The following is a 26,114-nucleotide window of genomic DNA, read 5'->3' as shown; positions in this document are numbered from 1 at the left end:
ACACGTATCAGCAATTGGTCTGGACCACCAATCAATTTCGGAGGACGAGCAGGGTTGAGCAGCAGCACACGACCCCACCGGGTCGCCGTCCTGGCGCTGCCGGGACTGCTCCCGTTCGAGCTGGGCATCCCGCACCGCATCTTCGGCCGCGCCAAGGACCCCGCCGGGCGGCCCCTGTACGAGATCGTCACCTGCGGCACGGCCGCCGGTCCGGTCCGCACGGACGCCGACTTCGCCGTCCACGTCGAGCACGGCCCGGAGGCCCTGGGCACCGCCGACACGGTCGTCGTCCCCGCCTCGTACGAGCTCGGCCCGGTCTACGAGGAGGGCCGGCTGACCGAGGAGCTGGCGGCGGCCCTCGCGCACGTCCGGCCCGGCACCCGGCTCGTCTCCATCTGCACCGGCGGCTACGTGCTGGCCGCCGCGGGCTGGCTCGACGGGCGCCCGGCCACCACCCACTGGTCCTCCGCCGACCACTTCCAGCGGCTCTTCCCCCGGGTGCGGGTGGACGCGGACGTCCTCTTCGTGGACGACGGCGACGTGCTGACCTCGGCCGGGGTGGCCGCCGGGATCGACCTGTGCCTGCACATCGTGCGCCGCGACCACGGCACGGCCGTGGCCAACGACGTGGCCCGGCGCACGGTCGTGCCCCCGCACCGGGACGGCGGGCAGGCCCAGTACATCGCCCGCCCGCTGCCCGAACCGGGGACCTCGACCACCGCCGCCGCCCGCGCCTGGGCCCTCGCCCACCTCCACGAGCCGATCCAGCTCCGGGACCTGGCCGTGCGGGAGTCGATGAGCGTGCGCACCTTCACCCGCCGCTTCCGCGAGGAGGTCGGCGTCTCCCCCGGCCAGTGGCTCACCGGCCAGCGCGTGGAGCGCGCCCGCCACCTCCTGGAGACCACCGGCCTCCCGGTCGACCGGATAGCCCACGACGCGGGCTTCGGCACCCCGCAGTCCCTGCGGACGCACCTCCAGGCCGCGATCGGCGTCACCCCGACCGCGTACCGCCGCACCTTCCGCACGACGGCGGGCGCGGCGGGCCAGGACCTGTCGTAGCCCCCCGGCTCAGAAGGTCAGCACCCCCCGCGCCACCTTCCCCCGCTCCGCGTCCTCCGCCGCCCGCGCGAAGTCCTCCACCGGGTAGGTGGCGGTGACGAGCTCGTCGAGCAGGAGCCGGCCGGAGAGGTAGAGGTCGGCGTAGAGGGCGATGTCCTTCTGGGGGCGGGAGGAGCCGTAGCGGCAGCCCAGGATCGACTTGTCCAGGAACATCGCGGCGGGCGGGAAGCTGGCCTCGGCCTTCGGGGCGGTCATCCCGAGCAGGACCGCCTGCCCGTGCCGGTCCAGCAGGTCGATCGCGGTGCGGACGAGCCCGGTGTGGCCCACGCACTCGAAGACGTGGTCGGCGCCGCTGGGCAGGATCTCGCGCACCGCGTCCGTCGAGGTGAGGAAGTGGGTGGCGCCGAAGTCCCGGGCCACCGGCTCCTTCGCCGGGTTGGTGTCCACGGCGACGATCGTCGTGGCGCCGGCGATCCGGGCGCCCTGGAGGACGTTGAGGCCGATGCCGCCGGTGCCGATGACCACGACGGTCTCGCCCCGGTCCACCCGGGCCCGGTTGAGGACGGCGCCGACGCCGGTCAGGACCCCGCAGCCCATGAGCGCGGCCGAGGTCAGCGGGATCTCCTTCGGGATCTTCACCGCCTGGACCGCCTTGACGACCGTCCGCTCCGCGAACGACGAGTTCGAGGCGAACTGGAACAGCGGCTTCCCGTCCCGCGAGAACGGCTGCCCCGGCATCCCGATCGCCTTGCGGCACATCGTCGGACGCCCCCGGTCGCAGTCGGCGCAGGCCCCGCAGTTGGCGAGGGTGGACAGGGCCACGTGGTCGCCCGGCACGACGTGCGTCACCCCGGGGCCGACCGCCGCCACCACCCCGGCGCCCTCGTGGCCGAGGACGACGGGCGCGGGGAAGGGGATCGTGCCGTCCACGACCGACAGGTCGCTGTGGCAGAGCCCGGCGGCGGCCACGGAGACCAGCACCTCGCCCGGCCCGGGATCGCGGACGGCCAGGTCGTCGACGACCTCGACCCGCTTCCCGTCGAACACCACGCCTCTCATGGTCAGCCCTCCTTACGGGAGTTGGGGCGGTCCCCGGCGGCAGCCGCGCGCGCCATCTCCTCCAGCCGCTGGAGCATCGGCATCGGGTCGGTGCCCACCGTGCCGGGCAGGAAGTCGGCGATCCGCTCCGGCGTCCAGCCGCCGCCCTCCGCGTACCCGGCGCGCAGCTCGCGCGGCTGCGCCCAGACGGCGATCTTGGGGCCGGCGATCGTGTAGACCTGCCCGGTGATCTTCTCCGCCTTCGCCCGGTCGGAGAGCAGGTAGACGACGAGCGCGGCGACGTCCTCGGGCTCGCCGATCTCCTTGAGCTCCATCGGCACGTTGGCCGACATGCGGGTACGGGCGACGGGCGCGACCGCGTTGGCCGTGACGCCGTACTTGTGCAGCCCCAGCGCCGCCGAGCGGACCAGCGAGATGATGCCGCCCTTGGCGGCCGAGTAGTTGGCCTGCGCGACCGAGCCCTGGTGGTTGCCGCTGGTGAAGCCGACGAGGGTGCCGCAGCCCTGGCGGCGCATCACGGCGGAGGCGGCGCGGAAGACGGTGAAGGTGCCCTTGAGGTGGGTGGCGACGACGGGGTCCCACTCCTCCTCGGACATGTTGAACAGCATCCGCTCGCGCAGGATCCCGGCGACGCAGACGACCCCGTCGATCCGGCCGTACTCGGCGAGCGCCACGTCGACCACGCGCTGTCCGCCCGCCATGGTCGAGATGTCGTCGGCGACGGCCACCGCCGCGCCGCCCGCGGCCTCGATCTCCTTCACGACGGACTCCGCGATCTCGCTGGTCGGCTCGCCGCCCTCGATGGAGACCCCGTAGTCGTTGACGATCACCCGCGCGCCCTCCGCGGCGCAGGCGAGGGCGACCGCGCGGCCGATCCCCCGCCCCGCCCCCGTGACGGCGACGACCTTCCCTGCCAAGAAGTTCCCCACGACCGGCCCCTTCCCGCGGTTTCTGACGGTCCGTTAGATTCGTTCGTCGTCAGGATTCTACGGCCCGTCAGATACCGGAAAACAAGACCCCGGAGGCCCGATGTCTTCGCCCAGCGCACTCCCGCCGGAATTCCACGAGATCGCCAAGCGCGTCAACAACTGGGGCCGCTGGGGGCGGGACGACGAGATCGGCACCCTCAACCTGATCACCGACGAGGTGGTCCGGGAGGCCGCCGCCACCGTCCGGACCGGCCGCCGGATCCCGCTCGCCCTCCCGCTCCACCAGGACGGCGTGCAGACCGGCATGATCCCCGGCCGGGTCAACCCGCTCCACGTCATGGTCCAGGTCAACCAGGAGCTCTTCGGCCCCGGCACCGTGGCCACCAGCGACGACGCCGTGACCCTCGGCCTCCAGGCCGGCACCCACTGGGACGCCCTCACCCACGTCTCCCACTCGGGCCGCATCTACAACGGGCGCCCCGCCGACACCATCACCCCGCACGGGCGCTCCCAGTACAGCGGCATCCACACCGCCCGGCACCTGGTGAGCCGGGGGGTGCTGCTCGACGTGGCCGCCGCCAAGGGGCTGGACCGGCTGCCCGGGGAGCACGCCGTCACCCCCGAAGACCTGGACGAGGCGGCGGAGTTCGGCGGGGTGACCGTACGCGCGGGCGACATCGTGCTCGTACGGACCGGGCAGGTCCAGGCGTATCTCGCCGGGGACAAGCACGGCTACGCCTTCCCCTCGCCGGGCCTCTCCGTCCGGACGCCCGAGTGGTTCCACACGAGGGACGTGGCGGCGGTCGCCAACGACACGCTCACCTTCGAGATCTTCCCGCCGGAGATCGAGAACCTGTGGCTGCCCGTGCACGCGCTCGACCTGGTCGAGATGGGGATGCTCCAGGGCCAGAACTGGAATCTGGAGGAGTTGTCCACAGCCTGTGCACAAGAGGGGCGCTACGCGTTCCTGCTCTCCGCGATGCCCGAGCCCTTCGTGGGCGGCACCGGCACGCCCGTGGCGCCCGTGGCCGTGCTCTGAGCGGACCCCCGCGCGCGCGAGACGCCGCGGGGGACTCCGCCACCCGACACGACCCGCGCTCGCCGAGGGGCCACGCCCCTCGACTCCCCTCGCCGTACGGATCGCTCACCCAAGGGTGATCAATCCGGCACGAACCGTCAACAGTGCACCCGGGAGGGTGAGCCCCCCGCGACGCGGCCGGCCGCCGGGGCCCGGTCCACCTCGCACCAGATGCTCTTGCCGGCGCCCTCGCGCTCCCAGCCCCACCGGTCGGCCAGGCCGTCCACCAGCTCCAGACCGCGCCCGTTGGTGTCGTCACCCTCGGCGTGCCGGGGCTTCGGCGGGCGGTCGCTCGCGTCGGCGACCTCGACCCGCACCCCCGCCCCGCCGAAGAGCATCCGCAGCACGGCCGGGCAGCCCGTGTGGACCACCGCGTTGGTCACGAGCTCGGAGATGAGCAGCACCAGCGTGTCCGCCAGCGACTCGTCGTCCCCTATCCCCGACCCGGCCAGCCGCGAGCGCGCCCAGCGCCGGGCGCGTCCCACCTCGGCCGGATCGGGTCCGACCTCCAACTGAACCTGAAGCACCTGCACCGTTCACACCATCCGAACCGGCGTCCTCGACGACCTAACGGAACGTGATTCCCTTACGGGACAGCATGGTTGACGTACAGTCACCGCAACAAGCGCTTCGGGCATATTCCAGCGCGAAGGAGTACGCATGGTCCATACTGTGCGACGCACGTCGCGGGGAGTCGAACAGAGGCGCGTGCCACGGCGCCGAGAGGCGCGAGCGGCGGGCATTCCCGGCTCCGGGGCCGCCCCGTCGGCGACACCGGTGTGATCCGGGCTCACAAGCACTCGCATCCCACGGAGCGTACCGGAGCCGGAGGCCGACTCCGGCCCGTGACGGCCGCGCCGAAGGACACAACAAGGTATCGACGCTGGGTGACACCTCCGCTACAGAGCGCTGGCCACCAGCTCCTCCGCCGCCGCCCCCGACAGCCCCCGGCGGGACCGCACCCAGGCCCGCTTGAGGTGCAGGTGCACGTCCGCCTCCCAGGTGAAGCCCATGCCGCCGTGCACCTGGAGGCAGTCCCGGGCGCAGCCGGCCGCCGCCTCGTCGGCGAGCAGCCGGGCCCCGGCGATCTCCACCGGGTCGGCGGTGACGGCCGCCGCGTAGACGGCGACGCGGGCGACCTCCGTTCGTACGAGCATCCGCGCGCACAGATGCTTGACGGCTTGGAAGGCGCCGATGGGCTGCCCGAACTGCTCACGGGTACGGGCGTACCCGACGGCGAGCTCGGTGGTGCGGGCGGCGGAGCCGAGCTGCTCGGCGGCGGTGAGCAGGGACGTCTCGTGGAGGACGGCCGGGTCGGCGGGCGGCGGGGCGCCGCCGGGCACCCGGTGCAGCGGCGTCAGCGGATCCACGGACCGCAGGGGGACGGCGGCGAGGCCGCCGGGCCCGCCGAGGCCGCCAGACCCGCCGGGGCCGTCCGGGCCGCCGAGGCCGCCGGGGGTCTCCCCCGAGTCCACGACATCCGCCGCCTCCAGCCACTCCACGAGCCCGCCCGCGCCGACGGCGGTCACGACCGCGTCCCCCTCCGCCGCGCCGGGCACCCGGCCCGCCGCCAGATGGGTGGCGATCAGCGGGCCGGGCAGCAGCGCGCGGCCGGCCTCCTCGAACACCAGCACCGCCTCGGGCAGGCCGAGTCCGACGCCGCCCGCCGCCTCCGGCAGCCGCAGCGCGAAGAACCCGGCGGCGCCGAGCTCGCGCCACAGCTCCCGGTCGAGGACACCCCCGGCGTCCACGGCCGCCCGCAGCGCCTCCCGGCCGAACCGCCCGTCGAGCAGCTCGCGCACGCCCCGCTTGAGCGCCCGCTGGTCCTCGGTGAGTCGGAAGTCCACGGTCGGCTTCACCGGCCCTTCGGAAGGCCGAGGATGCGCTCGGCGACGATGTTCCGCTGGATCTGCGAGGTGCCCGCGGCGATCGTGTACGAGAGCGAGGACAGCCGGTCCTGGTTCCACTCGCGGCCGAGGTCGAGCGCCTCGGGACCGAGGACCTCGGCGGCCGTGTCGTACAGCTCCTGGCGGGCGTGCGAGTAGCGCAGCTTGAAGACGGAGCCGCCGGTGCCGGGGACGCCGCCGCTCGCCTGGGCCTCGCTGACGTTCCACTGGGTGAGCCGCCACAGCGCCTGGAACTCGGCGCCGAGCCTGCCGAGCCCGCGGCGCAGCACCGGGTCGTCCCAGGTGCCGTTCTTCCGGGCGGCACGGGCGAGCTCGCCGAGGACGCGGCGGCAGGCGACGACCTCGCCGACGAAGGCGGTGCCGCGCTCGAAGGAGAGGGTGACCATGGTGACCCGCCAGCCGTCGTTCTCGGCGCCGACCCGGTGGGAGACGGGCACCCGCACCTCGTCCAGGAAGACCTCGGCGAACTCGGTGGACCCGGCGAGGGTGCGCAGCGGCCGGACGGTGATCCCGGGCGCGTCCATGGGCATGGCGAGCCAGCTGATGCCCCGGTGCTTCGGCGCGTCGGGGTCGGTGCGGACGAGGAGTTCGCACCAGTCGGCGGCCTCGGCGTGCGAGGTCCAGATCTTCTGGCCGGTGACGACGTAGTGGTCGCCGTCGCGGACCGCGCGGGTGCGCAGGGCGGCGAGGTCGGAGCCGGCGCCCGGTTCGCTGAAGCCCTGGCACCAGACCTCGTCGCCGCGCAGCACGGGCTCCAGCCAGCGCTCGCGCTGTTCGGGGGTGCCCTCGGCGGCGATGGTGGGCCCGGCGTGCAGCAGTCCGACGAAGTTGGCGCCGACGTAGGGGGCGCCGGCCCGCTCGGTCTCCTCCAGGAAGATGAGCCGCTGGGTCGGCGAGGCGTCCCAGTGGACGTGGCCGTACCCGGCGTCGTAGAGGCGCCGCTGCCAGCCGCAGTCGTAGGCGCGCCGGGCGGGCCAGTCGAGCGGGTCGGGCTTCTCCGGGAGGCCGGGCAGCGCGGCGGCGAGCCACTCCCGCAGCCGCGCCCGGAAGTCCTCCTCCTCCTGCGTGTAGGCGAGCTCCATCAGACGATTCCGAGGTCGAGCATCCGGATGGCGTTGCCGCGCATGAGCTTGTAGACGGTCTCGTCGTCGAGGCCCTTGACGTGGTCGAGGGCGACCTCCTTGGTGTGCGGGAAGGTCGAGTCGACGTGCGGGTAGTCGGTCTCGAAGGTGGCGTTGTCGCGGCCGACGACGTCGAGCGAGGCGATGCCGTGCTTGTCGCGGAAGAAGCAGCAGAAGATCTGCCGGTAGTAGTAGGTGGAGGGCGGCTCGGGGATCAGGTCGCGCACCCCGCCCCAGGCGCGGTGCTCCTCCCACACGTCGTCGGCGCGCTCCAGGGCGTACGGGATCCAGCCCATCTGGCCCTCGCTGTAGGCGAGCTTGAGGCGGGGGAACTTCACGAGGACGCCGGAGAAGAGGAAGTCCATCATCGAGGCCATCGCGTTGTTGAAGGAGAGCGAGGCCTGGACGGCGGGCGGGGCGTCGGGCGAGGCGGCGGGCATCTGGGAGCTGGACCCGATGTGCATGTTGACCACCGTCCCGGTCTCCTGGCAGACGGCGAAGAAGGGGTCCCAGTAGCCGGAGTGGATGGACGGCAGTCCGAGGTGGGTGGGGATCTCCGAGAAGGTGACGGCCTTGACCCCTCGGGCGGCGTTGCGGCGGATCTCGGCGACGGCGAGGTCGATGTCCCAGAGCGGGATGATGCACAGCGGGATCAGCCGGCCGCCGCTGTCGCCGCACCACTCCTCGACCATCCAGTCGTTGTAGGCGCGGACGCAGGCGAGGGCGACCTCCTTGTCCTTGGCCTCGGCGAAGGTCTGGCCGCAGAAGCGGGGGAAGGTGGGGAAGCAGAGGGACGCCTCGACGTGGTTGAGGTCCATGTCCGCGAGCCGGGCCTTGGGGTCCCAGCAGCCGCGCCGCATCTCCGCCCGGGTGATCCCCTCCAGCGTCATGTCGTCGCGGTCGAAGCCGACGGCGGCGATGTTGCGCTTGTACGGGAACCTGAGGTCCTCGTAGATCCACCAGTCGGTGGGCGGCCCTTCGGGGTCCATCGTGATCTGGTACTTGCCGCCGACATAGGCGAGCTCGCCGATCCCGGCGGTGAGGGCCTTGGGCCCCCGGTCCCGGTACCTGGCCGGCAGCCAGGTGTCGAAGAGGTGGGCCGGCTCGATCACGTGGTCGTCGACGCTGATGATGCGGGGCAGTTCCGTCATGGAGCCCTCTCCCGTTTCTGATGACCCGTCAGATCTGATGAGGCCAGGCTAGCCCCGCGCCCCTGGACCGACAAGCGCCGGACCTCTACGCTCACCGCACTATCTGACGGAACGTCAGCCGTGAGGAGTACGGGATGAACGAGACCGCACACGCCCTGGGCGAGTCCCGCACGCTCTGGGAGCTCGTCGAACGCCGCGCCGCGCTGACCCCCGGCCGGCCCGTCCTGCTCCAGGGCGACCGGGTCCTCACCTTCGGCGAGCTGCGCGACCGCGCCGAGCGCTGCGCCGCCGGTCTGCACGGCATGGGGGTGCGGCCCGGCACCGTCGTCGCCTGGCAGCTGCCCACCCGGATCGAGACCGCGGTGCTCTCCTTCGCGCTCGCCCGGCTCGGCGCCGTGCAGACCCCGGTGATCCCCTTCTACCGGGACAAGGAGGTCGGCTTCGCGCTGCGCGAGTCCGGCGCCGAGTTCTTCGCCGTCCCCGGCGTCTGGCGCGGCTTCGACCACACCGGGATGGCCCGGCGACTGGGCGCGCGCGGGGTCTTCGAGGCGTACGAGCCGGACGCGCTGCCCGACGGCGACCCGGCCGTCCTCCCCCCGCCGCCCGCCTCCGGCACCGACGTGCGCTGGATCTACTGGACCTCGGGCACCACCTCCGATCCCAAGGGCGTCCTGCACACCGACCGCTCGCTGCTCGCCGGCGGCTCCTGCCTGGCACACGCCCTGCACCTCAGCGACGCCGACGTCGGCTCGATGGCCTTCCCGTACGCGCACATCGCAGGCCCCGACTACACGGTGATGCTGCTGCTGTACGGCTTCCCCGCCGTCATGTTCGAGCAGTTCGCGCTGCCGGACGCCCTGGAGGAGTACCGCAAGCACGGCGTCACCGTCGCGGGCGGCTCCACCGCCTTCTACTCGATGTTCCTCGCCGAGCAGCGCAAACAGCCCGGCGAGCCCGTCATCCCCACCCTGCGGCTCCTCGCGGGCGGCGGCGCGCCCAAGCCGCCGGAGGTCTACCACGCGGTCGTGCGCGAGCTGGGCTGCCAGCTCACCCACGGCTACGGCATGACCGAGGTCCCCATGATCACCATGGGCGACCCGGGCGACACCCCCGAGAACCTGGCCACCACCGAGGGCCGCCCGCCCGCCGGCATGGAGATCCGGATCACCGCCGACGGCGAGGTCCGGCTGCGCGGCGAGGCCGTCTGCCGCGGCTACCTCGACCCGGCGCAGACCGCCGCCGCCTTCGACGAGGACGGCTTCCTCATCACCGGCGACGTCGGACACCTCACTCCCGGCGGCCACCTCGTCCTCACCGGGCGGATCAAGGACATCATCATCCGCAAGGGCGAGAACATCTCCGCCAAGGAGATAGAGGACCTGCTCCACGAACACCCCGGCGTCGGCGACGCCGCCGTCATCGGACTGCCCGACCCCGAGCGCGGCGAACGCGTCTGCGCCGTGATCGAACAGCCCCCCGGGGCCGAACCGCTCACCCTGGAGACCGTCACCGCCTTCCTCCGCTCGGCCGGCCTGTCCGTCGTCAAGCTGCCGGAGCAGCTGGAGCTGGTCGACGCCCTGCCCCGCAACGAGACCCTGCGCAAGGTCCTCAAGTACAAGCTGCGGGAGCGGTACGCCTGAGCCGCCCCGGCCCTGCCCGCGGGGCGTAATTCCCCGCCGGAGGCGAGGCGTCCTGTTAGCCTCGAAGAGACGTGACCGTACGAAGAGGAGCGCGGCGACATGGCGGGTGACGACGACATCTCCGGGTGAGACCCGGTTCCGGCAGGCCGCGGAGGCGCGCATGAGCGCCGTGCCGCCGGCCCCGTAGTCGTCCCCTCCTTCCGCCCCGGCACGGGCAGTGCTCCGTCCTGCCCGGCCTCCTCCCGTACGAGGTCACCACCATGTCTTCCGCCGCGTCCCGCGCCTCCGTCGTCTGCTCCCGGCTCTCCTTCTCCTGGCCCGACGACACCCCCGTCTTCACCGAGCTGTCCTTCGCCGTCGGCCCCGGCCGCACCGGCCTGGTCGCCCCCAACGGCTCCGGCAAGAGCACCCTGCTCAAGCTGATCGCCGGCGTCCTGCGCCCCCGCGCGGGCACCGTCACCGTCGACGGCACCCTCGGCTACCTGCCGCAGAGCCTCCCGCTCACCGCCGGACTCACCGTCGCCGAGGTGCTCGGCGTCGACGCGGTGATCCGGGCCATCGACGCCGTCGAGTCCGGCGACGTCGCCGAAGCGCACTTCACCGCCATCGGCGACGACTGGGACATCGAGGAGCGCACCCGCGCCCAGCTCGACCGCCTCGGCCTCGGCGACCTCGCCCTCGACCGGCGCCTCGGCACCCTCAGCGGCGGCCAGGCCGTCTCCCTCGGGCTCGCCGGGCAGCTCCTGAAGCGCCCCGACGTGCTCCTCCTCGACGAGCCCACCAACAACCTCGACCTGACCGCCCGGCACCGCCTCTACGACGTCCTCACCGACTTCCACGGCAGCCTGCTGCTCGTCAGCCACGACCGCGCCCTGCTCGACCGGATGGAGCGCATCGCCGAACTCGACCGGGGCGAACTGCGCCAGTACGGCGGCGACTTCACCGCCTACGAGGAGGCCGTGCGGGCCGAGCGGGAGACCGCCGAGAAGAACGTGCGCAGCGCCGAACAGGAGCTCAAGCGGGAGAAGCGGGAGATGCAGCAGGCCCGCGAGCGCGCCGAGCGGCGGCAGAGCAACGCCGCCCGCAACCTCAAGAACGCCGGGCTGCCCCGCATCTTCGCCGGGAACATGAAGCGCGGCGCCCAGGAGTCCGCGGGCCGCGCCGGGCAGACCCACGCCGGACGGGTCGGCGACGCCCAGGCGCGCCTGGACGAGGCCGGGCGGGCGGTCCGCGACGACCAGCGGCTCGTCCTCGACCTGCCCGGCACCGACGTGCCCGCGGGCCGCACCCTCTTCACCGGCGAGGAGCTCCAGGTCCGGCTCGGCGACCGGCCGGTGTTCGCGGCACCCGGCCTCGGCCTCACCGTGCGCGGCCCCGAGCGGATCGCGCTGACCGGGCCCAACGGGGCGGGCAAGAGCACCCTGCTGCGCCTGATCGGCGGCGGGCTCGCCCCGGACTCCGGCGCGCTGCGGCGGGCCGACGGGCGGATCGCCGTCCTCTCCCAGCGCCTGGACCTGCTGGACCCGGAGCGCACCGTCGCCGAGAACTTCGCCGCCTTCGCGCCGCGGCTCCCGGAGGCCGAGCGGATGAACCTGCTCGCCCGCTTCCTCTTCCGCGGCGCCGGGGCCCACCTCCCGGTGGGCGCCCTGTCCGGCGGCGAGCGGCTGCGCGCCACCCTGGCCTGCGTCCTGTACGCCGAGCCGGCCCCGCACCTGCTGCTCCTGGACGAGCCGACCAACAACCTCGACCTGGTCTCCACCGGCCAGCTGGAGAGCGCCCTGAACGCCTACCGGGGCGCCTTCGTCGTGGTCAGCCACGACGAGCGCTTCCTGCGCGAGATCGGCGTGACCCGCCGGCTGCTGCTCGCGGACGGGGTGCTGACGGAGGCGGGGGTCTAGGAGCCCCCCGGCTGGGACGCGACCGAGCGGTGGCCGACACATTTCCGACGTACGGCTGACGTGTTCGGCGGCGAGTGTTGCCCGGGAGCGGCGCGGGGGGAACCGCCTCCTGCCGGCCGCCTGTGCCCGATCGCTTCCGGCACGGGCGGAGCCGCCGTCTCCCACCGAAGGGGTGCAGATCAACTTGCGGTATGTGACCGTCCCATCGATCGCCGTCGGAATCAGCGTCGCCGCCTCGCTGCTTTCGCTGACAGCCGCCCCCGCCGACGCGGCTTCGAGAACCACCCCGGAGCGCGTGAAGTGGGAGCTCTGCCGGGATGCCGCGCCGGGCTGGAACCGCGCGGACGGCCGCAGCGAATGCGCCCTCGTTCCCGTGCCGGTGGACTACGCCAAGCCCACGGGCAGAAAGATCGACATCGCCGTGAGCAGGGTCAAGGCCACCGGGAAGCGCACGGGGGCCATGTTCGGCAACCCCGGGGGACCCGGCCTGGCCGGCACCCCGATCCCGTACGAGCTGCTCGACAGTCAGCTGGCGCCGATGAACCAGGAGCTGGACTTCATCGGCATCGATACGCGGGGGACGGGCTACAGCGCCCAGATCTCCTGCGACACGCCCGAGTCCCCGGAAGGGGAGACCGAACGGGAGGCCTTCGAGCGCCAGGCGGACGCGAAGCGCGCCTGCATCGCCAAGGACCCGGAACTGGCGCTCTCCATCACCATGGAGAACGCGGCCCGGGACATGGACCGCGTCCGGGAGGTGCTGGGCTTCCGCAAGATCAACTTCTACGGGAACTCCGGCGGCACGGCGCTGGGCGCGGTCTACCGCTCCATGTTCGACAACCGCGTCGACCGGATGTGGCTGGACTCGGTCATGTCGCCGGTCGGCCAGGACGCGGCCGTCAACGCGAGCGTCGCGCAGTCCCACGCCGGGTACCAGCGGTTCTTCGCATGGCTGGCCGACAGGGATGCGACCTACCGCTTCGGGAACTCGCCCAAGAAGGTCGAGTCCACGCTGAAGGCCCTGCAGGCGAAGGTGGGCCGGAACACCTTGGGCCCCTACCTCGACCCCAACCTGGAAGCCATACCGGACCGGTGGGAGCGATCCGCGGCCAAGATGGCGGAACTGCGGAACGAGGGGACGGCCAAGGCCGCCCCCCGGCAGAAGGACACGAAGCGGAAGTCCTTCGGATTCGGGGAGATGGGGTACAACTACGGGTTCACCCATGACGCCTTCATGTGCAACGCGAGCACCGACGGCCGTACGTACGCCGATCTCGTCAGGCTGAGGAAGGAGCGCCAGGCGAAGTACCCGTTCGCCACGGACGTCGAGGACGAGCTCATCATGAACTGCGCCGGCTGGCCCGCGGGCAAGGCATGGAACCTGAAGCCCGGCAAGAGCCAGCTACAGCTGTCCGGCCACCAGTTCGAGATCGTCACGCCGTACGCGTGGGCGAAGATGATGCACAAGAAGATCGGCGGATCGCTGCTGACCGTCACGGACGCCGGGCATTCCACCATGAAGTCCAAGCGACTGGCCTGCGGCTCCAAGGTGGTGGACTTCTTCCGGGACGGCACACCGGCGACGGGCAGCTGCCCCGGTTTCCCCGCCGATCAGACCGGTCTCCCGGGGCCCGCCGGCAACATGGCCGGGACCGTGCGGCTTCCGAACTGCTCCGCTTCGCTGGTCCGCCCCCGCACCGCCCGCGACGAGGACAAGGCGCTGCTGCTCACCAACGGGCACTGCCACCCCGAGGGGCGGCCGAAGCCGGGTGAGGTGATCACCGGAGAGGGCGCACCGATCGAAGGCAGCGTGCTGAGCCCGGCGGGCCGCGAACTCGGCCCGGTGACCGGGCGGGTCCGCTACGCGACGATGACCGGAACCGACATCACGCTGGCCGAGCTGGACTCCACGTACGCGGACATCCGGCGGAAGTACAAGATCGAGGCGTTCCCGTTGGCCTCGACCGGTCCCGTCCCCGGGCAGAAGATCAAGGTCGTGTCGAGCTTCCTGGAGAGCGTCTGGTCGTGCCAGGCCGAGGCGGTCGTTCCGTCCCTCAAGGAAGGCGACTACACGTCGACCCGGGCGGTCCGGTACGCGAAGGAATGCGACACCCGGCCCGGAAGCTCGGGTTCGGCCGTCGTCGACGCCGAGACCGGGGAGCTCGTCGCGGTGAACAGCACCAGCAACCGCGACGGGAAGCAGTGCGAACTGAACAACCCGTGCGAGATCGACGACACGGGCACCACGGTCCACCAGGGCCGCGGGTACGCCACCCAGACCGCGGCCGTCGCCGGGTGCCTCGGCGACGGCAACGCCCTGGACCTCACGCGTCAGGAGTGCGCCCTGCCCAAGCCCTGACGCACGGTCCGTCAGGAGGCGCGGGCCGCCGGGACGGGCGGGCGGAGCGGCTCCGCCCCCTCGTCGAGGGCGGCGGGGAGGTCCGCGTACACGTCGAAGAGGCGGCGGACGCCGAGGGCGCCGAGGACCCGGTTGACGTGGGCGGCGTCCTCGGAGCCCCGCGCGGGCAGCACCATCCGCAGCCGCCCGCCGCAGGAGCGCATCAGGCGGCGGGCGGCGATGAGCACGCCGACGCCGCTGGAGTCGCAGAACAGGACCCCGGACAGGTCGAGGACCACGTCGCGCCGGCCGCCCGCGACGGCGGCGTGCACGCGTCTGCGGATCTGCGGGGAGGTGACCAGGTCCATCTCCCCGCTGACCCGCAGCACGGTCCATGGGTTCTGCTCGGCCTCGTCGACCCGGATCGTCACGAGCGGCGCCTTTCAAACGGAGGCAGTGCTTCCTGCTGGTCTCCCGCTGCCCCGTCGAACCGCCGCGAAACCCCCGGAGCCGAGCTTGCCCCATTCCTTACCATCCGCCGATCCGTCAAGGGCGCACTTGTCGCAAAGAGGAGTGCGCCGGGTTCCGGCCCACTACTTTGGGGAGGAACCGGGTCAGGAGGGCCGGGCGTCGGGAGGGGCCGGGAGGGCTTCGGATGGCGAAGGACACACCACCGCGCTGGGACCGCAGGATGCAGCAGCGCCTGGCCCGCGGCGAGGCGGCGGCCCTCGGCGAGCTGTACGACCGCTTCGCCTCCCTCGTGCACAGCCTCGCCCACCGGGTGCTCGACGACGACGACGCGGCCGACCAGATCACCCGCGAGGTCTTCGGCTACATCTGGGAGAACCCCGACGCCTACGACCCCAAGCAGGGCAACATGCGCGCCTGGGTCGCCCGGCTGACCCAGCGGCAGGCCGTGCACCGGCTGCGCCAGAACGAGGCCGTGGCCTACGCGGAGCGCGGCGAGGGCTCGGCGGAGGAGCTGGAGCAGAAGGTGCGGCGCGCCTCGGTCGCGGCCCGCGCGGACTACATCGTCACCTCGATGCCCACCCCGCTGCGCCAGGCCCTGGAGCTGGCCTACTTCCAGCGCCGGGACTACCGGCAGACCGCCGCCGACCTGGGCGTCACCGAGGACGAGGCGCGGCGCCGGCTGCGGCTCGGGCTCCAGCTGCTGTCCACCGCCCACACCCGCGCGATCGAGGGCTCCCCGCCGCCCGGCTCCTCCGGACGGCCGCTGTGACCGGGGCGAACGGCGACCCCGAGGAGACCGCGCGCGCCCCGCGGATACCGGGCCCGCGCTGGGCCGCCGACGACCACGCGGCCCTGTCGGCCCCCGACCCCGTCCCGGCCCCGGAGCCGGCGGCGCCGCCCGAGCCCCTGCCGCACCGGGTCCTCAAGTCGCTGCTCGGCGCCTGGGCGCTGTCCGCCTGCTCGGCGGAGGAGACGCAGGCCGTCGAGGACCACCTGACCGAGTGCGCGCCCTGCGCCGAGGAGGCGCTGCGGCTGCGGGACGCGGTCGGGCTGCTGCACGCCGAGCGCGAGCTGGACCTGGACCCGCTGCTGCGCTCGCGGGTGCTGGAGAACTGTCTGGGCCGGCGCCCGGCCCGTATCCCGGTGCCCGCCTGGGCCACCCCGTACGACGCGGAGACCGCGCGGCTGGACGCCCTGCTGCGGGACATCGGCGAGGCGGAGTGGCACGCCCCGGTGCGGCTGAAGTGGTACGAGGACGAGCGCCGGGTGAACCGCAAGACGACCGTGGCCGGGGTGATCGGCCATCTCCTCGCGGTGGACGGGCTGGTGGCGGCCTCGCTCGGTCTCGACGACCCGCTGGGCGAAGGTGTCGGGGAGCTGTCGCCGACCGAGCGGACGGAGGCGTACTGGTCGGGCTCGCCCCGGCCGCCGACGCGCGCGATCCGCGCGCCCTGGCGGGAGCAGAGCCACACCCTGATCCGCACGGCCTCCTTCGCGGGGCGCGGGGTCGGGGAGCTGACGGTGACGTACGGGGAGTTCGCGCTGCCGCTGCGGGACTCGCTGCTGGAGCGGGCCTTCGAGTGCTGGGTGCACGCGGGGGACATCGCACAGGCGGTGGCCTATCCGTACGAGCCGCCCAGCGGGGCGCATCTGCACGGGATGATCGACCTGGCGGCGCGGCAGCTCCCGGGCGCCCTCGCCGGGCGGCGGCGCTCGGGGCACGCGGGCCCGGCCCGCGAGCTGGTCGCGGCGGGGTCGCCGGGCCGCTCGCTGCACCTGGAGATCGAGGGGGCGGGCGGCGGGCACTGGTACATCGCCCTGGACTCGCCCGCCGCGCTCGGCTCCCGCGAGCACACGGTGGCGCAGGTCGCGATGGACGCCGCCGAGTTCGGGCAGCTGATCGCGGGCCACATCTCGCCGGAGGAGGCCGCCGCGGGGCAGGACGGGGACCGCGAGGCGATCCGGGACGTGCTGTGCGCGGCGGCGTCGCTGAGCCGGATGTAGGGGCGCCGGGGCCACCGGCGCCGCGAGGGGTCAGGCGAAGACGACCGTGCGGCGCCCGTTGAGCAGGATGCGGCGCTCGGCGTGCCACTTGACCGCGCGCGCCAGCGCCTGGCACTCGACGTCCCGGCCGACGGCGACGAGCTGGTCGGGGGTCACCTCGTGGCCGACGCGCTCGACCTCCTGCTCGATGATCGGGCCCTCGTCGAGGTCGGCCGTCACGTAGTGGGCGGTGGCGCCGATGAGCTTCACGCCGCGCGCGTGCGCCTGGTGGTAGGGCTTGGCGCCCTTGAAGCTCGGGAGGAAGGAGTGGTGGATGTTGATGATCCGCCCGGAGAGCCGCTTGCACAGGTCGTCGGAGAGCACCTGCATGTAGCGGGCGAGGACGACCAGCTCGACGTTCTCCTCGTCGACCAGGGCGAGGAGCTCGGCCTCGGCCGCCGCCTTGGTGTCCTTGGTGACCGGGATGTGCCGGAAGGGGATGCCGTAGGAGCCGACCAGCTCCGCGAAGTCGGTGTGGTTGGAGACGACCGCCACGATGTCGACGGGCAGCGCCCCGATCCGCGAGCGGAACAGCAGGTCGTTCAGGCAGTGGCCGAACTTCGACACCATGAGCACGACGCGCATCCGCTCGTCGGCCCGGTTGATCTGCCAGTCCATGGTGAACGAGTCGCCCACCGCGGCGAAGCTGGCCCGCAGCTTCTCCACCGTGACCGGCGCCTCCGCCGAGAAGTGGACCCGCATGAAGAAGAGACCGCTGTCCCGGTCCCCGTACTGCTGGCTGTCCTCGATGTTGCATCCCGTGATGAAGAGATAGCTCGACACGGCGTGCACGATGCCCTGTTTGTCGGGGCAGGAGAGGGTGAGGACGTACTGGTCGGTCATTGGCCCAGCCTGCCACACCGGACCGGCCCGGCCGTGCCGCCGTCCGTCAGGCGGAACGGGTCATGATGCGCAGGATCTCCAGGGAACGCGGGGGTGTCTCGGGGTCCTCGCCGTCCGCCGCCGCCATCCTTACGTGTGCCTCGCGGGCGGCCCGGACCGCCTCCGGCCAGCCGTGGTGCTCCAGATACGCGGAGACCCGGGCGTCCGGTCCGACCTGGTGCATGATCCGCAGCACCCGCAGCACGGCGACGTCCACGAGCGCCGCCTCGCCGGAGTCGCGGAAGATCGTCCCCACGTACTTCTCGGCCGACCAGTTGTCCAGCCAGGTGTCCTCGACCAGGCGGTAGACGGCGTCGGTGACGTCCCCGTACCCCTCCTGGCCGGCCAGCCAGGTCGTCTCGTGGAACCCCGGGTCCGAGAGCATGTGCAGCGCCGAGCGCACGTTCGCGCGCCAGCGCCACCACGGCATGTCGTTGAGAGGCATGTCGCCCATGGTGGAGGAGCGACGGCCGCGACGGGAAGAGTTCACCGAAGGGGAGGTGGTACCGGACATCTTTCGATCGTACGTTCCCGCACTGACAGGCCCCCTCCAGGGCTCGGCGGCCCCCGTAATTCACCTTCTCATCACCCTCCGTTGAAACGCGCTCACTCCCGCGTTACCCAGGGGGCGGAAGTGTGCGTGGACATGACCGGCAGGCGACTCACCTCACTCCTCGCGTATGTCACGACGGCGGCAGCGGGTGCGTCGCTGCTCACCGGCTGCGGCGTACTCCCTGGGGCCACGGGGGGCTCCAGGGAGCCCGTCACCGTCATGACCTGGGCCCCCGACCAGACCCGCGCCACCAACATGCCCGGTATGCCCGCCATGGCCCAGGCCTACGCCCGCTGGGTCAACAGCCAGGGCGGCCTCGACGGGCACGACCTGCGCGTCCTGACCTGCAACGAGCAGAACACCCCGGCCGGCGCCGCCGCCTGCGCCCGGCGGGCCGTCCGCGAGGGCGCCGTCGCCGTCGTCGGCTCGTACAGCCAGAACGGGCGCGCCTTCATGGCCCCGCTGGAGGCCGCCGGCATCCCGTACATCGGCGGCTACGGCATCGCGGAGGACGAGTTCACCTCCCCGCTCTCGTACCCCGTCAACGGCGGCCAGGCCTCGCTCATCGCCGGGCACGGGATGCAGCTCGCGGCCGACTGCCGCAAGGTCTCGCTGGTCCGGCCCGACACCATCGCCGGCGACAAGCTGCCCGACCTGCTCAACTCCGGCCTGCGCAAGGCCAGCGGCCACCAGGCCGTCGACATCCCGGCGGTCGAGGACGCCGCCGAGTACACCGCGCAGGCCGGCCGGGCCCGCAGCCGCGCCGGGGGCGAGGGCGGCTGTGTCACCGCCGTCCTCGGCGAGCGCACCCAGACCTTCTTCGACTCCTTCCGGCGCCTCCCGGAGGAGGAGGAGGACGGGAAGCGCGACGGGGACGGCGGGGACGGCAAGGACGCCGGGGGCGTACGGATCTCCTCCGTGCTCGGCAGCGTCGGCCAGCCGCTCATCGACCGCACCGGCGGCGCCCGCAGCCCCTTCGAGGGCGCCTACGTCACCGGCTGGTACCCGGAGGCCGCCGACAAGAGCTGGGCGCCGATGCGCGAGGTGATCCAGGAGCACGCCTTCGTCGACAACCGGGTGGACCCCACGGACGCGGGCGTGCAGACCACCTGGATCGCCTACACCGTGCTCAGGCAGGTCGTCGAGTCCCTCGACAGCGACCGGATCAGCGCCGTCCAGCTCTCGCACGCCCTCGACAACGGCGTGCGGATCGACACCGGCGGGCTGACCCCGCCGCTGCGCTGGCGGTACGACGACCTGCTCGGCGCCCCCGGCTTCCCCCGGATCGTCAACCACGACGTGACCTTCCAGGTGGTCCGCCAGGGGCGGCTGGTGGCGCAGAAGCCCGGCTTCGTCGACGTCGGCGCGACCGTGCTGGCCGCGCCGTAGCGCCTCCTACAGCTGGGTCTGGGCGCGCCTGCTCAGGCCGTACTTCTCGGCGGTCGGGTTCCACAGCCCGGCCGCCTCGCGCTTGGCCGCGCTGGCCTCGCCGCTCGCCTTGTTGGCCTCGGCCAGCTCGGGGGTCGAGCGGGCCCGGCCGCCCTTGCAGACCTTCTTGCTCTTCGCCTGGTCCGCCCAGGTCGCGTAGTGGTCGTCGGCCGAGGCCGAGGCCCGCCAGGCCTTGGTGAGGGCGGCGGTGAGCGAGCCGTTGTCCGGGATCTTGTCCACGGACAGCTTCTCCAGCCGGGTGACGAGCCCGCGCCGCTGCTCGGCGGCGCCGCGCAGGTCGGAGGCGGCCTGGTCGAGGTTGGAGCAGGTCTTGATGGCCTCGACCGAGCGGATCACCGCGTCGCGGCTGCTGTTGCTGTCGGCGAGCAGCTTGTCGAGCTCCTTCGCCTGCGCCTCGGCCGGGTCGGCGGGCTGCTCCTTCGCCTCCCCGCCGGAGGCCGGGGCGGAGGACCCGGCGGCCACGTTCTGGCTGCCCTTGGCGTCGTCCTTGTCCTTGTCGTCGCCGCCGCTGAAGAGCATCCCGGCGCCGAGCCCGACGACCGCGCAGCCCGCGACGACGGCGGCGATCAGCGCGAGGGGCGACTTGCGGCGCGGCTCGGGCTCGTCGCGCCCGTCGCCCCCGTCGTAGTACGCCTCCTGGAAGCCGCCGTACTGCTGCGGCGGCTGCTGTTGCTGCTGCTGCTGCTGCTGAGCGTGCAGCTGCACCGAGGGCTGCTGGTGCTGCACCACCGGCTGCGCGGGCGGCGTACGCTGCGGGCCCTCGCTGCGGAACAGGTTCTCGAAGTCGGCGAGCGGCGGGCGCTCGGCGGCGGCCTGCGGCATCGGCGGGACCGGCGCGGCCGGCGGCGCCTGCTGGGGCGGTACGGGCGCGATGTACTGGGTCGCCGCGAGGTCCGGGCCCGGGGCGACCGGCGGGATCAGCTGCGTCGCCTGCGCGTCCGAGGGCGCCGGCGGCACCGGCGGCAGGAACTGCGTGGCCTGCGCGTCGGCGGCCGGGGGCTGCTGCGGGTAGCCGTACCCCGGCTGCGGCGGCGGGGCCTGCTGGTACGGCGGCGGATAGCCGTACCCCGGCTGGGGCTCGGCGTACTGCTGCTGCGGCGGGTAGCCGTAGCCCGGCTGGGGCTGCGGCGGCGGGGGCGCCGCGGGATAGCCGTAGCCCGGCTGGGGCTGCGACGGCGGGGGCGCCGCGGGATAGCCGTAACCGGGCTGGGGCTGCGGGGCCCCCGGCGGCTGCGCCGGGACCGGCGGCAGGTACTGCGTCGCCTGGGCGTCCGGGAACCCGCCGGGGGGCACCTCGGGGGGGAGGGGCTGAGCGGCCGGATACTGCTGCTCCGGCCCCTGTCCGCTGTGCGTCACCGGGACTCCTACTGGCTGCCTGCTGATGGACCTGCGTACCTACGGAAGCGTCGGCTCACGCTACCGGGTGGGCCCATCGCCCCGCACACACGTGTGACAGAGGTGTGACGCACGACGCGCCGTGCCGCCCGGGGCCGCTCCGGACCGCTCCGGCCGCCCCGGGCACCCGCTACGCCGCGTGCAGTTCCAGCCTCGCCCCGAACTCCCGCACCACCGCCTCCCCCGCGTACGGCTCCAGGCGGTCCCGCAGGTCCTCCAGGTACTCCATGCCCCGCGTGGAGCGCAGCGTGGCGAGGAGCTCCAGCGCCCGCGTGCCCGTCTGGCACGCCTGCTCCACCTCGCGCTGCTGCACCTGCGCCGAGGCGAGCAGCGCCAGGCCGATCGCGCGCCGCCTGGCCCGGGTCTCCGGGTGCCCGGCCAGCGACTCGTGGGCCGCCCGCGCCGCCGCCCGCGCCTGGCCGAGGTCCCGGTGCCCGTGCGCCAGCTCGTCCGCCAGGTAGGCGCTGTCGAAGTGCGCGATCCAGTCCGGGTCGTCGCCCGTCTCCGGGTCGGCCTGCGCCAGCGCCTCCATCGCGCGCCCGGCCACCGGCTCGAAGGAGGACACGTCGCCGAGCAGCGCGTGGCCCCGGGCCTCCGCCGCCAGGAACATCGCCTGCGCGCGCGGCGTCACCCGGCCCCGCGCGCCCTCCTGCGCCGCCCGCGCCAGCTGCGCGATCTCGCGCGGGTTGCCGAGCTGGGCCGCCAGGTGGCTCATCGACGCGGCCAGCACATAGCCGCCGTACGCCCGGTCGCCGGCCGCCTGCGCGAGGCGCAGGGCCTGGATGTAGTAGCGCTGGGCGAGCCCCGGCTGGCCGGTGTCCACCGCCATGTACCCGGCGAGCTCGGTCAGTCGGGCGACCGCCGCGAACAGCTCCCGGCCGACCGCCTCCCGGTACGAGCCGGAGAGCATCCCCGACACCACGCTGTTGAGGTAGTGGACGACGACCGGGCGCACGTGCCCGCTGCCGAAGCGCCGGTCGAGGTCGACGAGCGCCGCCGTCATCGCCCGTACCGCCGCCACGTCCGAGGGCCCCACGCGTGCCCCGGCGGCCCGCGCCACCTGCGGGTCGGCGCCGGTGATCAGCCAGTCGCGGCTGGGCTCGACGAGCGCGGAGGCGGCGACGGCGGAGCCGGACAGGAAGTCCCGGCGGCCCACGTCGCTGCGCCACAGCTCGCAGACCTGCTCGATGGCGCCGAGCACGGTCGGCGCGAACTGCAGGCCCACGCCCGAGGCGAGGTTGCGGCCGTTGGCCATCCCCACCTCGTCGATCGTGACCGTGCGGCCGAGTTTGCGGCCGAGCGCCTCCGCGATCACTCCCGGTGCCCGGCCGCGCGGCTGCTGCCCGCGCAGCCAGCGCGCCACCGAGGTCTTGTCGTACCGCAGGTCGAGTCCGCGCTCCGCGCCGACCATGTTGACCCTGCGGGCGAGGCCGGCGTTGGAGCACGCGGCCTCCTGGATGAGCGCCTGCAGCCGTTCGTTGGGCTGGCGGGCGACGAGTGGCCTGGCTGCCATGATGACTAACCCCCTGAGGCCGTGCGGTGATCAACGACAGGACTGATCAATGCCCGGCAGATATCCGGTCAATGCCGATGTGAACACGCGAAACCGGACACGTCGGTCGTGAGCGCCTCCGGGGCGCGCGCCACACCGACGCCCTCCCGTTCCGTCCCTACCCGCGCACCGCTCCCCCGCCCCGCGCGCGCCCCCGCCCGTGCAACCGTGCGCCCCACATGCAGGATCGATGCTCCACACCGCTCCGGCCCCCGCCCGTAACCCCAGGTGGCGGCGGGAGTTGAGTTCGACGTGGAAGAGACCATGGGAGTCACGGACGCCGCACAGATCCCCAAGCAGCGGGGCGAGCTGCTGCTGGACAGCGCCGTGCGGTACGCGGAAGAGCGCCACTGGGACGTGTTCCCCGGGACCTGGCTGGAGGCGGTCGAGGGCAGGGAGCGCTGCTCGTGCGGCGCGGAGGCGTGCGCCTCCCCCGGCGCGCACCCCGCGCGGCCCGACTGGTCGACCCAGGCCACGGGCAGCGCCGTCGGCGCCCGCCGGATGTGGTCGAAGCAGCCCAAGGCCTCGATCCTGCTCCCCACCGGGCGCACCTTCGACGCCCTGGAGGTCTCCGAGTCGGCAGGCTTCCTCGCGCTGGCCCGCATGGAGCGCATGGAGCTGACGCTCGGCCCGGTGACCTGCACCCCCGACCGCCGGATGTTCTTCTTCGTGCTGCCCGGCGCCGCCACCAAGGTGCCCGACCTGGTGCGCAAGATGGGCTGGGTGCCCTCCGCGATCGACCTCGCGACGCGCGGCGAGGGGCACTTCGTGGCCGCGCCGCCCACCCGGGTCGGCGGCTTCGGCGCCGTCCAGTGGGCCCGCAAGCCCACCGCCGCGAACCGCTGGCTGCCCGACGCGGAGGAGCTGATCAGCGCCCTGGCCTACGCCTGCGGCCGGGAGGCGGCGGACGCCCGGGGGCGCGCCGGCTGACCTCCGGCCCGGCGCCTCGGGCCCTTCGGCCTTCGGGCCTTAGGACCATATGGCCGGATCAGGTGCGGCCGTAAGGTGGTGCCCGTCAGACGGGGACCACCGAAGGGTTGACGCAGCATGATGCCTGACCAGGCATTTGATGGAGTGTTCGAAGCGGCGGGCGAGGCATCCGGGACGGATGCGGCGCCCGCCGTCCGGGTCGAGGGGCTGTGGAAGCGTTTCGGCCAGCAGATCGCGGTGAACGGGATCGATCTCGTCCTGCCCGCGGGGAAGTTCATCGGACTCGTCGGCCCCAACGGCGCCGGCAAGACCACCACGCTCTCGATGATCACGGGCCTGCTCCGCCCCGACCAGGGACGCATCCTGGTCGCCGGCCACGACGTCTGGGCCGACGCCGAGTCGGTCGCCCGGGTCAAGGCACGGATCGGCATCCTGCCCGAGGGCCTGCGGCTCTTCGAGCGCCTCTCCGGACGTGAACTCCTGGCGTACAGCGGGCGGCTGCGGGGGCTGCCCGGCGCCGAGGTCGACAAGCGCGCCACCCAGCTCCTGGAGGTCCTCGACCTCGCCGGCTCCCAGCACAAGCTGGTCGTCGACTACTCGACCGGCATGCGCAAGAAGATCGGCCTGGCCGCCGCGCTGCTGCACAACCCGGAAGTCCTCTTCCTGGACGAGCCGTTCGAGGGTGTGGACCCGGTGTCGGCGCAGACCATCCGAGGCGTCCTGGAGCGCTACACCTCCTCCGGCGCCACCGTCGTCTTCTCCAGCCACGTCATGGAGCTCGTGGAGTCGCTGTGCGACTGGGTCGCCGTGATGGCCGCCGGCCAGATCCGCGCGCAGGGCCCGCTGGCACAGGTCCGCGGCGAGGCGCCCTCGCTCCAGGCCGCGTTCCTGGAGCTGGTCGGCGCCAACGGGCGGGACTCCGGCGAGTCCCTCGACTGGCTGGGCGGTCCGGGCCGATGACCACCGCCGCCGCGCCCGTCCCTTCGCTGACCTCCGTCTTCGTACGGCTCAAGCTGTCCCTGCTCAAGAACGGGCTGAAGCAGTCCAGCGGCCGGACCGTCGCCTACGTCCTGTCCGTCGTCTTCGCCGCCGTCTTCGCCGTCGGACTGCTGCTCGGCTTCCTGCTGCTGCGCGGCCACGACGACGCGGCGACCGTCACCGTGCTGCTCGCCGGGATCCTGGCGCTCGCCTGGACGGTCATGCCGCTGTTCATCGCGAGCGGCGACGAGACCCTGGACCCCTCGCGTCTCGTCATGCTGCCGCTGCGGCCCCGCCCGCTGGTCCGCGCCCTGCTGGTGGCCTCCCTGGTCGGCATCGGCCCCGTCTTCACCCTGATCGTCGGCGTCGGCGCGGCCCTCGCGGTCGCGCGCGGCGCCGCCGGGACCGTCGCCGCCGTCCTCGCCGTCCCGCTCGTGGTGCTGCTGTGCGTGGCGCTCTCCCGGTCGGTGGCGGCGGCCAACGTACGGCTCCTCACCTCCCGCAAGGGCCGCGACCTCGCCGTGCTCTCCGGCCTCGTCATCGCGGTCGGGATGCAGCTCGTCAACTTCGGCGCCCAGCGGCTCAGCCAGGCCGGCGGGCTCAGCGCCGTCGAGCCCGCCGCCGCCGTCGTGGGCTGGCTGCCGCCCGCCGCCGCCGTCTCCGCCGTGGACGACGCCGGGCGCGGCGCCTACCTGCCGGCCGCGGCCAAGCTGCTGCTGACCGCCGCCGCGCTGGCCGGGCTGCTCTACTGGTGGCAGCGGAGCCTGGTGCGCCTGATGGTCGAGCCGGACGGCTCCACCGTCGCCGCCGCGGCGCCCGCCGCGAAGGACAAGGCGTCCTCCGGGCTGCTCGGCCGGATCCTGCCGGGCGGGCGCACCGGCGCCGTGATGGAGCGCAGCCTGCGCTACATCTGGCGGGACCCGAAGACGAAGGCCGCGTGGGTGACCTCGCTGGCGATCGGCGTGATCATCCCGGTCTTCAACGCCCTCCAGGGCACCGGCTCGATCTACTTCGCCTGCTTCGCCTCGGGGATGCTCGGCATCCAGATGTACAACCAGTTCGGGCAGGACACCTCGGCTTTCTGGATGGTCGCGCAGACCCTCGCGACGAAGGCCGACGCCTACGCCGAGCTGCGCGCCCGCACGCTCGCGCTGCTGGCGATCACCGTGCCGTACACGGCGCTGGTGACGGCGGTGACGGCCGCGATGCTGGGCGCCTGGCAGCAGTTGCCGCAGGCGCTGGGCCTGGCCTTCGCGCTGCTCGGCGCGATGATGGCGACGGGGGTGGTGGCCTCGGCGGTCTTCCCGTACTCGATCCCGCAGGACAGCGCGTACAAGAACGTGGCGCCGGGGCAGGGCGGGCTCGCCTGGATGTCCCTCTTCGGCGGCATGGTCGCGGCGGCGGTGCTGTGCGCTCCGGTGATCGTCCTGATGCTCGTCCTCCACTTCGAGACCGACGGGGGCCTCATGTGGCTGCTGCTGCCCGTCGGCGTGCTGTACGGCGGGCTGATCACCTGGGCGGGCCTGAAGCTGGCGGCCCCGAGGGTGTCGCGCCGGCTGCCGGAGATCCTGGCGGCGGTCAGCAAGGGCTGAGCCCCGCCCGCTCCTCGCGCCCGAAGGGCCGGGCCCCCCGTGGGGGGGGTCCGGCCCTTTCGTGTGCCCCGGGGGGCTGTCAGCGGGTC

At 73.3% G+C, this 26,114-nt stretch carries 22 protein-coding genes; 11 read left to right on the top strand and 11 right to left on the bottom strand.

Annotation, left to right across the window (positions count from 1 at the left end; all coding sequences use genetic code 11):
* Positions 1-54: 54 nt before the first annotated feature.
* Positions 55-1,059 carry a GlxA family transcriptional regulator gene (locus ACZ6J5_RS01465; RefSeq protein WP_469386513.1) on the top strand — a complete coding sequence of 335 codons (1,005 nt, stop codon included), beginning with the start codon at positions 55-57 and terminating at the stop codon, positions 1,057-1,059.
* A 9-nt stretch (positions 1,060-1,068) separates the two neighbouring features.
* Here the strand turns inward: ACZ6J5_RS01465 and ACZ6J5_RS01460 are convergent, their stop codons facing one another.
* Entirely contained in the window at positions 1,069-2,118 is a 1,050-nt protein-coding gene (locus ACZ6J5_RS01460; RefSeq protein ID WP_469386511.1) for a Zn-dependent alcohol dehydrogenase, read from the bottom strand.
* A gap of 2 nt (positions 2,119-2,120) precedes the next feature.
* A complete protein-coding gene (locus ACZ6J5_RS01455; RefSeq protein ID WP_469386509.1) occupies positions 2,121-3,047 on the bottom strand; it encodes an SDR family oxidoreductase in 927 nt (308 codons plus the stop codon).
* 100 nt (positions 3,048-3,147) lie between these two features.
* Between ACZ6J5_RS01455 and ACZ6J5_RS01450 the strand changes: the two genes are divergently transcribed.
* Entirely contained in the window at positions 3,148-4,086 is a 939-nt protein-coding gene (locus tag ACZ6J5_RS01450; RefSeq protein WP_469386508.1) for a cyclase family protein, read from the top strand.
* Positions 4,087-4,223: 137 nt separating this feature from the next.
* Here the strand turns inward: ACZ6J5_RS01450 and ACZ6J5_RS01445 are convergent, their stop codons facing one another.
* The 4 genes from ACZ6J5_RS01445 to ACZ6J5_RS01430 all read right to left on the bottom strand — a co-directional run bounded on the left by ACZ6J5_RS01445 (position 4,224) and on the right by ACZ6J5_RS01430 (position 8,304).
* Complete coding sequence (locus ACZ6J5_RS01445) at positions 4,224-4,658, bottom strand: ATP-binding protein (RefSeq protein ID WP_469386506.1); 435 nt, start codon at positions 4,656-4,658, stop codon at positions 4,224-4,226.
* A 366-nt stretch (positions 4,659-5,024) separates the two neighbouring features.
* Positions 5,025-5,972 carry an acyl-CoA dehydrogenase family protein gene (locus ACZ6J5_RS01440; protein WP_469386504.1) on the bottom strand — a complete coding sequence of 316 codons (948 nt, stop codon included), beginning with the start codon at positions 5,970-5,972 and terminating at the stop codon, positions 5,025-5,027.
* Between the two features lie 8 nt (positions 5,973-5,980).
* Positions 5,981-7,114 carry an acyl-CoA dehydrogenase gene (locus tag ACZ6J5_RS01435; protein WP_469386502.1) on the bottom strand — a complete coding sequence of 378 codons (1,134 nt, stop codon included), beginning with the start codon at positions 7,112-7,114 and terminating at the stop codon, positions 5,981-5,983.
* The gene (locus ACZ6J5_RS01430) at positions 7,114-8,304 is read right to left on the bottom strand and encodes an amidohydrolase family protein (RefSeq protein WP_469386500.1); all 1,191 of its coding nucleotides are present in this window, start codon (positions 8,302-8,304) and stop codon (positions 7,114-7,116) included. The genes ACZ6J5_RS01435 and ACZ6J5_RS01430 overlap by 1 nt, the downstream gene beginning before the upstream one ends.
* Before the next feature lie 134 nt (positions 8,305-8,438).
* Here ACZ6J5_RS01430 and ACZ6J5_RS01425 point away from each other — a divergent pair, with 134 nt between their 5' ends.
* The 3 genes from ACZ6J5_RS01425 to ACZ6J5_RS01415 all read left to right on the top strand — a co-directional run bounded on the left by ACZ6J5_RS01425 (position 8,439) and on the right by ACZ6J5_RS01415 (position 14,201).
* Positions 8,439-9,944 carry a class I adenylate-forming enzyme family protein gene (locus ACZ6J5_RS01425; protein WP_469386498.1) on the top strand — a complete coding sequence of 502 codons (1,506 nt, stop codon included), beginning with the start codon at positions 8,439-8,441 and terminating at the stop codon, positions 9,942-9,944.
* A gap of 260 nt (positions 9,945-10,204) precedes the next feature.
* A complete protein-coding gene (locus ACZ6J5_RS01420) occupies positions 10,205-11,842 on the top strand; it encodes an ABC-F family ATP-binding cassette domain-containing protein (protein WP_469386496.1) in 1,638 nt (545 codons plus the stop codon).
* A 193-nt stretch (positions 11,843-12,035) separates the two neighbouring features.
* Complete coding sequence (locus tag ACZ6J5_RS01415) at positions 12,036-14,201, top strand: alpha/beta fold hydrolase (RefSeq protein WP_469386494.1); 2,166 nt, start codon at positions 12,036-12,038, stop codon at positions 14,199-14,201.
* An 11-nt stretch (positions 14,202-14,212) separates the two neighbouring features.
* Here the strand turns inward: ACZ6J5_RS01415 and ACZ6J5_RS01410 are convergent, their stop codons facing one another.
* Positions 14,213-14,611 (bottom strand): STAS domain-containing protein, encoded by a 399-nt coding sequence (locus ACZ6J5_RS01410; RefSeq protein ID WP_469386492.1) that lies wholly within the window; start codon positions 14,609-14,611, stop codon positions 14,213-14,215.
* 224 nt (positions 14,612-14,835) lie between these two features.
* Here ACZ6J5_RS01410 and ACZ6J5_RS01405 point away from each other — a divergent pair, with 224 nt between their 5' ends.
* Positions 14,836-15,420, top strand: coding sequence for a sigma-70 family RNA polymerase sigma factor (locus tag ACZ6J5_RS01405; protein ID WP_469386490.1), 585 nt, complete (start codon positions 14,836-14,838; stop codon positions 15,418-15,420).
* Complete coding sequence (locus ACZ6J5_RS01400) at positions 15,417-16,655, top strand: maleylpyruvate isomerase N-terminal domain-containing protein (protein ID WP_469386489.1); 1,239 nt, start codon at positions 15,417-15,419, stop codon at positions 16,653-16,655. Before ACZ6J5_RS01405 ends, ACZ6J5_RS01400 begins: the two co-directional genes overlap by 4 nt.
* A gap of 30 nt (positions 16,656-16,685) precedes the next feature.
* On the opposite strand, the gene purU is transcribed toward ACZ6J5_RS01400, so the two are convergent.
* Both purU and ACZ6J5_RS01390 read right to left on the bottom strand, forming a co-directional pair.
* Positions 16,686-17,537: a formyltetrahydrofolate deformylase gene (purU, locus tag ACZ6J5_RS01395; protein ID WP_469386487.1), complete on the bottom strand. Its 852-nt coding sequence runs from the start codon at positions 17,535-17,537 to the stop codon at positions 16,686-16,688.
* A gap of 46 nt (positions 17,538-17,583) precedes the next feature.
* Positions 17,584-18,030: an SCO4402 family protein gene (locus tag ACZ6J5_RS01390; protein ID WP_469387408.1), complete on the bottom strand. Its 447-nt coding sequence runs from the start codon at positions 18,028-18,030 to the stop codon at positions 17,584-17,586.
* Positions 18,031-18,222: 192 nt separating this feature from the next.
* Between ACZ6J5_RS01390 and ACZ6J5_RS01385 the strand changes: the two genes are divergently transcribed.
* Positions 18,223-19,518: an ABC transporter substrate-binding protein gene (locus ACZ6J5_RS01385; protein ID WP_469386485.1), complete on the top strand. Its 1,296-nt coding sequence runs from the start codon at positions 18,223-18,225 to the stop codon at positions 19,516-19,518.
* Positions 19,519-19,524: 6 nt separating this feature from the next.
* On the opposite strand, the gene ACZ6J5_RS01380 is transcribed toward ACZ6J5_RS01385, so the two are convergent.
* On the bottom strand, positions 19,525-20,934 hold the full coding sequence (locus tag ACZ6J5_RS01380) for a hypothetical protein (RefSeq protein ID WP_469386483.1): 1,410 nt from the start codon (positions 20,932-20,934) through the stop codon (positions 19,525-19,527).
* 169 nt (positions 20,935-21,103) lie between these two features.
* Complete coding sequence (locus tag ACZ6J5_RS01375) at positions 21,104-22,486, bottom strand: transcriptional regulator (RefSeq protein WP_469386482.1); 1,383 nt, start codon at positions 22,484-22,486, stop codon at positions 21,104-21,106.
* A 303-nt stretch (positions 22,487-22,789) separates the two neighbouring features.
* On the opposite strand from ACZ6J5_RS01375, the gene ACZ6J5_RS01370 reads away from it, so the two are divergent.
* The 3 genes from ACZ6J5_RS01370 to ACZ6J5_RS01360 all read left to right on the top strand — a co-directional run bounded on the left by ACZ6J5_RS01370 (position 22,790) and on the right by ACZ6J5_RS01360 (position 26,025).
* Positions 22,790-23,455: a bifunctional DNA primase/polymerase gene (locus ACZ6J5_RS01370; protein ID WP_469386480.1), complete on the top strand. Its 666-nt coding sequence runs from the start codon at positions 22,790-22,792 to the stop codon at positions 23,453-23,455.
* 120 nt (positions 23,456-23,575) lie between these two features.
* Positions 23,576-24,415 carry an ABC transporter ATP-binding protein gene (locus ACZ6J5_RS01365; protein WP_469387406.1) on the top strand — a complete coding sequence of 280 codons (840 nt, stop codon included), beginning with the start codon at positions 23,576-23,578 and terminating at the stop codon, positions 24,413-24,415.
* On the top strand, positions 24,412-26,025 hold the full coding sequence (locus ACZ6J5_RS01360) for a transporter (protein ID WP_469386478.1): 1,614 nt from the start codon (positions 24,412-24,414) through the stop codon (positions 26,023-26,025). The genes ACZ6J5_RS01365 and ACZ6J5_RS01360 overlap by 4 nt, the downstream gene beginning before the upstream one ends.
* Positions 26,026-26,114 lie beyond the last annotated feature (89 nt).

It is taken from the genome of Streptomyces sp. NPDC042100, from assembly GCF_055582325.1.
This window is presented reverse-complemented; position numbering and strand designations above follow the sequence as displayed.

What these genes read in the sequence shown, in the direction of transcription:
- ACZ6J5_RS01460 (WP_469386511.1), bottom strand. Translation starts at nt 2,118, where the DNA reads ATGAGAGGCGTGGTGTTCGACGGGAAGCGGGTCGAGGTCGTCGACGAC.
- ACZ6J5_RS01385 (WP_469386485.1), top strand. Translation starts at nt 18,223, where the DNA reads ATGACCGGCAGGCGACTCACCTCACTCCTCGCGTATGTCACGACGGCG.
- ACZ6J5_RS01450 (WP_469386508.1), top strand. Translation starts at nt 3,148, where the DNA reads ATGTCTTCGCCCAGCGCACTCCCGCCGGAATTCCACGAGATCGCCAAG.
- purU (WP_469386487.1), bottom strand. Translation starts at nt 17,537, where the DNA reads ATGACCGACCAGTACGTCCTCACCCTCTCCTGCCCCGACAAACAGGGC.
- ACZ6J5_RS01425 (WP_469386498.1), top strand. Translation starts at nt 8,439, where the DNA reads ATGAACGAGACCGCACACGCCCTGGGCGAGTCCCGCACGCTCTGGGAG.
- ACZ6J5_RS01365 (WP_469387406.1), top strand. Translation starts at nt 23,576, where the DNA reads ATGCCTGACCAGGCATTTGATGGAGTGTTCGAAGCGGCGGGCGAGGCA.
- ACZ6J5_RS01370 (WP_469386480.1), top strand. Translation starts at nt 22,790, where the DNA reads ATGGGAGTCACGGACGCCGCACAGATCCCCAAGCAGCGGGGCGAGCTG.
- ACZ6J5_RS01360 (WP_469386478.1), top strand. Translation starts at nt 24,412, where the DNA reads ATGACCACCGCCGCCGCGCCCGTCCCTTCGCTGACCTCCGTCTTCGTA.
- ACZ6J5_RS01420 (WP_469386496.1), top strand. Translation starts at nt 10,205, where the DNA reads ATGTCTTCCGCCGCGTCCCGCGCCTCCGTCGTCTGCTCCCGGCTCTCC.
- ACZ6J5_RS01375 (WP_469386482.1), bottom strand. Translation starts at nt 22,486, where the DNA reads ATGGCAGCCAGGCCACTCGTCGCCCGCCAGCCCAACGAACGGCTGCAG.
- ACZ6J5_RS01405 (WP_469386490.1), top strand. Translation starts at nt 14,836, where the DNA reads ATGGCGAAGGACACACCACCGCGCTGGGACCGCAGGATGCAGCAGCGC.
- ACZ6J5_RS01435 (WP_469386502.1), bottom strand. Translation starts at nt 7,114, where the DNA reads ATGGAGCTCGCCTACACGCAGGAGGAGGAGGACTTCCGGGCGCGGCTG.
- ACZ6J5_RS01390 (WP_469387408.1), bottom strand. Translation starts at nt 18,030, where the DNA reads ATGGGCGACATGCCTCTCAACGACATGCCGTGGTGGCGCTGGCGCGCG.
- ACZ6J5_RS01430 (WP_469386500.1), bottom strand. Translation starts at nt 8,304, where the DNA reads ATGACGGAACTGCCCCGCATCATCAGCGTCGACGACCACGTGATCGAG.